This window comes from Moraxella oculi (assembly GCF_023336735.1).
GTDB lineage: Bacteria > Pseudomonadota > Gammaproteobacteria > Pseudomonadales > Moraxellaceae > Moraxella > Moraxella oculi.
Genome location: NZ_JAMBAQ010000028.1, coordinates 1 through 7,249 on the forward strand (window position 1 = coordinate 1; position 7,249 = coordinate 7,249).

Consider the following 7,249-nt stretch of genomic DNA (forward strand, 5'->3'; position numbering starts at 1 on the left):
TTTTTGGCAAAATCACTGCACCGCTACGACTGGCAATAACACCGCCAATCATAGACAAAGCATATAGCAAGGTTAAATTTTTTGGATCTTTATCAGCAAGCGTCAAAGCGAAGCTAACCAACATCGCTTCATCAGCAAAACTCCCTAATGCCAATACAATAATTGCAATCGCAACTAGTGAGTACTGCATACTAAACACCTCCATTGATGAAGTTTTTTAATGATGGTCAAAGCGTTTTTTTGATAGGATTTGGTAGGTTTTAGTTAGCTTCTATATCAATGAAAGCGTCGCCCATTCAACGATGATTTGAGTTGATTTGGAATCGCAAACTCAATCTGGCATGATGCAAAAGAACAGTTGATGGCGTAACAGTCGGTCGCCGTATGTGCTTAAAGGCTTTGCTATGGATTTTAATCGCACAGCAGTCTGATAAAAATGAGTACGACATGATTGCCATATCGTACTCGCACAAAGACCTGATTTAACTAATCTGTCGTTTCTAAAACCCCGCGGCGAATTTGATCTCGCTCAATGGACTCAAACAACGCTTTAAAGTTCCCCTCACCAAAACCTTGGGCATAATCACCCTTCCTTTGAATGAATTCAAAAAATACAGGACCCATGAGCGTTTCAGAAAAAATTTGTAGTAGTAGGCGTGGCGTACCATCTTCAGTCGTACCATCCAGCAAGATGCCACGAGATTGCAAGTCTGCCACTGGCTCTCCATGGTTTGGCAGTCGCTCTTCTAGCATTTCGTAATAAGTGTCTTTTGGTGCGGTTGCCAATGGCACGCCTGCTGCACGAATCTTATCAATGCTTTCAATCAGATTGTCCGACAAGAGTGCAATGTGCTGAATGCCTTCGCCGTTAAATGCCATCAAAAACTCTTCGATTTGGCCACCGCCCTTTTTGGATTCTTCGTTCAGCGGAATGCGAATTTTACCGTCAGGTGCAGTCAAGGCGCGGCTGGTTAATCCTGTGTACTCACCTTTGATGTCAAAATAGCGAATTTCTTGGAAATTGAATATTTTTTGATAAAAATCATACCAATAATCCATACGACCACGATACAGATTGTGTGTCAGATGATCAATGACTTTAAAGCCATAACCCACAGGGTGCCTATCCACACCTTCAATGAATTCAAAATCAATGTCATAGATGGTTTTGCCGTCTTCATAGCGGTCAATCAAATAAATCAAAGAGCCGCCAATGCCTTTGATGGCAGGTAATCTTAGTTCCATCACATCAGTTGGCACATCCACAGCGACCGCCCCAAGTTCAATCGCGCGCTCATAGGCAGCCTGTGCATCTTTAACACGAAAGCCCATCGCACATGCCCCTGCACCATGCTCTTGGGCAAAATAATAAGCTGGCGTACCTTTGGTGCGGTTGATGATGATGTTGATGTCTCCTTGACGATACAAAGACACATCTTTGGAGCGGTGGCGCGCCACTTCAATAAAGCCCATCTTTTCAAAAAGTGGCTCTAAAAAGTTAGGTGTTGGACTTGAAAACTCTATGAATTCAAAGCCATCTAGCCCCATTGGGTTTTCAAATAAATCTGCCATAGTCATTCCTTAGTCAATTTGATTGATGGATAAAAAACCCTGCAAACACATCAGACTACCGATATCCTAACAATAGCTGTTGCAAGTCATTTTTCGTTATCATAAAATAGCTGCCAACGATGTACAAATGGTTTTTTGCTTGTATTTATTGGATGAGCTTATGAATATCACCCTACGCCAGCTAAACGCTTTCATTGCTGTTGCTCGCCACAAAAGCTTTACCAAGGCTGCAGATGAGCTGCATTTGACCCAATCATCTTTGAGTGGATTGATCAAAGAGATGGAGAATCAGATGAGCATCATCTTGTTTGATCGCACCACTCGCCAACTCCATCTTTCAGAAGCAGGGGAGCGGCTACTGCCTTATGCTTTGAAAGTTTCTAATGACATGAGAATGTTTACAGGTGAGATTCATGACATCAAAGACTACCATCAAGGCAAAGTACGCATCGCTGCCAGTCAGCAACTTGCCGCCACCATCATGCCAGACTTAATTAAGCAATTTAAACGAAAATACCCTGACATTCAAGTCAGCCTCATTGATTGTGGCATGGGGGAGGTCATAGAAAGAGTACATCTCATTGATGCGGACATCGGCATCGGCCCTGAACATCCGTTTAGCAATGACATCATCACAAGCGAACTGTTTTCATCACCTTTTTATCTGATTGTCAAGCACGACCACTGTCTCGCCAATTTGACCAAAGTGCATTGGCAAGACATTTCATCTGGCGAACTCATCACCCTGCAAGCCGCCTTTGCCGAACAAATCAGGAACGAATTGCCCATAGAATTGTCCGAAAGACTATTTCGTACAGACTATGAAGTGAATTTTTTATCCACTGCTCTTGGCATGACTCAGATGGGGCTTGGCATCACACTGGCACTCAGTTATGCCAAAAATTGGGTGGAACAACATGATCTTGCCATGATTCCCATCGCCAATCCTGTGATAGAGCGTAAATTTTTGTCGTACCAGCACAAACATCGCTCACCAACAGCTGCCGTGATTGCCTTTGCCCAATTCTTACAAGAGTATGCCCAGTCTTGGCAAATTGACCACACAGCGTCAGTCGGTAGAGACTCTCCCAATTCATGACGCTGTCAGCCCCATCCATGCGTTCATGTTCATCGCAGATGACCACCAATGTCCACGACAAGATTCAAGGCAATACTCACCATTGATTGATCACCGTTTACAAACATCAAAAAATTCTTTATGCTAGCTTCACACATGATGATTAAAAGGCATTTTAATGATTAACATCACACACAACCCCAGCTCAAAGCGATTTGAGACAACCATTGACAGCATCACCGCCTATCTAAGCTATGCCGACGATGGCAACGATGTCTTGGATTATCAACACACCATCGTCCCAAGCCAGCTTGGCGGCCAGGGGATTGGTAAAGCACTGACCAAATACGCCTTAGACCATGCTCGTCAACACAACAAAAAAGTCATTCCAACTTGTGGCTTTGTGGCATCTTATATCAATAAAAACCCACACTACCAAGATTTGGTCTTTGGTTAGCGTGATGAATGTCGCATGCATATTTTTGCCTACATGATTTTTCCTCATTCAGCAAAACATACAATCAAAAACTCATCACGCCCACTGGTTTTTAATAGCAAATATGCTAAACTAACAGACATTTTCCACCAAGCATAAGGATTTTTATGAGCAGCATGACTTCCGACCAAGTCGCCCTACAATTAGATGGTTTGCCAGCATGGCAACTTGATGGCAGCAGCCTAGTACGCACTTACGAATTTGCTGATTTTGCCTCCGTGGTGGCTTTCATCGTCAAAATGTCTTTTCACGCCCAAGAGCTGGAACATTACCCTCACTGGGAAAGCTATTACACCACACTTAAAGTGAGCATTGGAAATGCTGACCAAGGCACACTGCACAACAGAGATGTACAGCTCGCCAAACGCTTAGAAACATCGTTTAACGCCCAAAAAATGTGAGCGACCTAGTAGCAAACCATGGACCATCTGCCCATCTTACTTAGACCAATTAACAGGGCTTTTTTTGACAGTCAACTGACTGGTGTGAGATATGGTCAATATTCATACACACGCAGGACGCTAAAACAATGCAACAAATAACGCAACCATTTAGTCAAATACTTTGGCAAGAAAATCTTCCGCTATACACAGCCACATTAAACCTGCCCTTTAACCAAGAACTGGCAGCAGGCACACTCTCAAAAGACGCATTTAGTCATTATGTCATTCAAGATGCTCATTACCTACTCGCCTATGGACGAGCCTTAGCGATATGTGCTGCTAAGGCTTATGATGCAGATGAAGTGATTTTATTCAGTGAGGCTGCAAAAGTAGCGATTGTTGTAGAACGCTCGTTGCATGATGGCTTTATGCAGGCATTTGGCATCAGTTGCGAAGATTTTTTAAACACGCCACTCACCTTAGCATGTCATCATTACACCTCCTATTTGATTGCTTCTGCCTATGCTGACAGCTATCCTGTGGTGTTGGCAAGCCTATTGCCGTGTTTTTGGATTTATGCCAAAGTTGGGCAAGACATTTATGACAAATCCCTACCCAACAATCCATATCAAGCGTGGATTGATACCTATGCTGGCGAGGAATTTCATGAAGCAGTGCGAAAAGTCATTGAGGTGGTGGATAAGGTGGCTGCCCGCTGTGATGAAGACACTTTAAATAAAATGCGTCAAGCATATGCCTATGCCGCCAAACTAGAATGGCTGTTTTGGGAAAGTGCTTATCATCAGACACACTGGCGTTCATTAGACATGATTGGCTAAGCAAAGCTGATAAAAATTTGCTAAAATGTTAGGCAATTTTCACCAAACAAATCGCTTGTCATGACAACCAATCATCAATCCGCTTTTGACACTCGCTCAATCAGTGAGTTTACCGAATCAGCTTATCTGAACTACGCCATGTATGTCATCATGGATCGTGCCTTACCACACATTGCCGATGGTCTCAAGCCCGTGCAGCGTCGCATCGTCTATGCCATGAGTGAACTGGGTTTAAAACACACTGCCAAACCCAAAAAATCCGCCCGTACGGTAGGTGATGTGCTGGGCAAATATCACCCACACGGTGATTCGGCTTGCTATGAGGCAATGGTTTTAATGGCTCAACCCTTCAGCCATCGCTACCCACTGATTGCAGGACAGGGCAACTGGGGCTCTCCTGACGACCCAAAATCTTTTGCTGCCATGAGGTACACTGAAGCAAAGATGAGTAATTATGCCAATACTTTATTGAACGAGCTGGACCAAGGCACCGTGGATTGGGTGGATAATTTTGATGGCTCATTAAAAGAGCCCGCCACCTTACCTGCACGCCTACCAAACATCTTACTCAATGGCACAACAGGCATTGCCGTTGGCATGGCAACAGACATTCCACCACACAATCTGACCGAAGTGGTCAAAACATGCATCAAGCTTCTTAAAAACCCAGACCTATCTGTACGAGAATTGTGTCAAACACTCATCGCACCAGACCTACCAACCCACGCTGAAATCATCACCCCAAAAGATGAGTTGATCGCCATGTATGAAACTGGGCGTGGTAGCTATAAAATGCGAGCGACCTATCGCAACGACCCAAAAGAAAAAAACACCATCATCATTGATGCCCTACCCTACCAAGTCTCAGGTAATAAAATCATCGAACAAATCGCCAAGCTGATGACAGATAAGAAATTGCCCTGGCTAAATGATATTAACGATGAATCTGATCATGAAAACGCCTGCCGCATTGTTCTTGAATTTAAAAAAGGAAAAATAGACCTTGATAAAATCATGAACCATCTGTTTGCAATGACTGACTTGGAAACAAGTTTTCGTGTCAATATGAATGTGATCGGCATCAATGGCAAGCCACAGGTTAAGAACCTAAAAGACATGCTCTCTGAATGGTTGAGTAGTCGTCGTGAGGTAGTCATTCGTCGTCTTGAACACCGCTTGGCTAAGATTGATAAGCGTTTGCACATCTTGGCAGGTCTTTTGGCTGCTTATTTGCACATTGATGAAGTGATTGACATCATCAGAAATGAAGATGATCCAAAGCTGGAATTGATGAGTCGGTTTGGTTTGACTGACTTGCAAGCGGACGCCATTTTAGACATTAAGCTTCGCCAGCTTGCCAAGTTAGAGGAAATCGAACTCAATGGCGAGAAAGCCACTCTTGATGCTGAGCGAGCCATCATCACCGAACAACTGGCAAACCCAGAGCGTCTGACCGCCCTACTCATTGACGAGCTGACCGCCGACATGAAAAACCATGCTGACAAGCGGATGTCGCCTGTGGTCGAGCGAGCCGAAGCCACTTCCATCAAGCCCAGCGATCTGATTCCAAGCGAAGCGGTAACCGTCGTGCTGTCAAAAGCTGGCTGGATTCGCATGGCAAAAGGCCACGATATCGATGCTACTGCACTCAGCTACCGTTCGGGCGATGAATATCAAGCTTCCGCCCAAGGCAAAACCAACGATAAGCTGTTTTTGCTTGACAATACAGGTCGCAGCTACACCCTAGACACCGTTCATTTGCCATCAGCTCGTGGACAAGGTGAGCCCATTACCAGCATGCTCAATCCACCTGCTGGTGCGAAAATGGAACAGATTTTATTTGGCAATAAAGAGCAATCCATCTTACTTGCCAGTGCGTCTGGCTACGGCTTTGTGGGGCAATTAACCAATTTTAAAACCAAGCAAAAAGCAGGCAAGACCATCATGAATTTGGGCGATTCTACCTTATTGCCTGTTTACGCCATCACACCAGATGACACACTGGTAGCAGCGCTGACCAACACAGGCCACCTTTTAATATTCCCACTGTCTGACTTACCAAGCCTAACCAAAGGCAAGGGAAATAAAATCATCTCGCTTAAAGACAAAGATGATGAAAAGCTTATCGGCATCATCAGCCTAAAACCATCAGACAGCCTCATCATTAATACAGGCAAACGCTCCATCTCCATCAAGCCTGAAGACCTGCCAGACTATGTAGGCAAGCGAGCTGGTCGTGGCAGTCGATTGCCAAAAGGTTACTGGAGTGCCATCGGTCTTAAAAAAGCGGCAACAGAAGAATAAGCATCTCTCACCTGTTATTGACATGATGCCCAGCGATGGTTTTGTGATTGCTCAATCGCTAAGTCATCGCTGGCCTGGTCAAGCTCATGCTACCAAACCCAGCCAGCAAGCACATACCAAAACACTCATCACCACAGCTCACACCGCCATCATCTCAAATACTTCATAAGCAGGCATCTCATAAGCGTGAGCATCCTTATGGGCAGACATAACAGCAGACAGCCCATCTGCAGCAACGATCACTTCCAATCGACATTCTTTGACATATTCATCCTTATCAATCTCACCAATGGTAGAATTCGTACCCTTTCCTTTAAAGGTCTAAATTGTCCAATCCCAATACCTGCCAACTACAACGATCATAGTCGCCCAACCGATCCGACCCAGCATCAAACAATGCCATCTTAATCCCTTCTATCTGATTGCTTTAGAATGTATTCCGCTGAACTTATATGGTCTGAAAATAAAACCCACCCCATGATGAACCACCCCAAAAGTTAGACACCTTTGGGGTGTTTTTATGACCAAATACACAGACGACCTTGAGCTTTCAGTCATTCATCATTACCTTAATGGA

6 protein-coding genes and 1 pseudogene are annotated in these 7,249 nt (G+C 44.4%); 5 read left to right on the forward strand and 2 right to left on the reverse strand.

Features of this window, described 5'->3' with window-relative positions; translation table 11 throughout:
* Both M2R47_RS08785 and hppD read right to left on the reverse strand, forming a co-directional pair.
* Positions 1–190, reverse strand: a pseudogene (locus tag M2R47_RS08785) (MFS transporter); the annotation flags it as partial.
* 296 nt (positions 191–486) lie between these two features.
* A complete protein-coding gene (gene hppD / locus M2R47_RS08790) occupies positions 487–1,572 on the reverse strand; it encodes a 4-hydroxyphenylpyruvate dioxygenase (RefSeq protein WP_249102179.1) in 1,086 nt (361 codons plus the stop codon).
* A 160-nt stretch (positions 1,573–1,732) separates the two neighbouring features.
* Between hppD and M2R47_RS08795 the strand changes: the two genes are divergently transcribed.
* From M2R47_RS08795 to parC, 5 genes are all read left to right on the forward strand, one after another.
* On the forward strand, positions 1,733–2,671 hold the full coding sequence (locus M2R47_RS08795; RefSeq protein WP_249102180.1) for a LysR family transcriptional regulator: 939 nt from the start codon (positions 1,733–1,735) through the stop codon (positions 2,669–2,671).
* Between the two features lie 157 nt (positions 2,672–2,828).
* On the forward strand, positions 2,829–3,107 hold the full coding sequence (locus M2R47_RS08800; RefSeq protein ID WP_249102191.1) for a GNAT family N-acetyltransferase: 279 nt from the start codon (positions 2,829–2,831) through the stop codon (positions 3,105–3,107).
* 146 nt (positions 3,108–3,253) lie between these two features.
* On the forward strand, positions 3,254–3,547 hold the full coding sequence (locus M2R47_RS08805) for a 4a-hydroxytetrahydrobiopterin dehydratase (protein WP_249102194.1): 294 nt from the start codon (positions 3,254–3,256) through the stop codon (positions 3,545–3,547).
* A 128-nt stretch (positions 3,548–3,675) separates the two neighbouring features.
* A complete protein-coding gene (gene tenA / locus M2R47_RS08810; protein ID WP_249102197.1) occupies positions 3,676–4,368 on the forward strand; it encodes a thiaminase II in 693 nt (230 codons plus the stop codon).
* A gap of 60 nt (positions 4,369–4,428) precedes the next feature.
* Positions 4,429–6,672, forward strand: a complete 2,244-nt coding sequence (gene parC / locus M2R47_RS08815) for a DNA topoisomerase IV subunit A (protein WP_249102199.1) — start codon at positions 4,429–4,431, stop codon at positions 6,670–6,672.
* Positions 6,673–7,249: the final 577 nt, after the last annotated feature.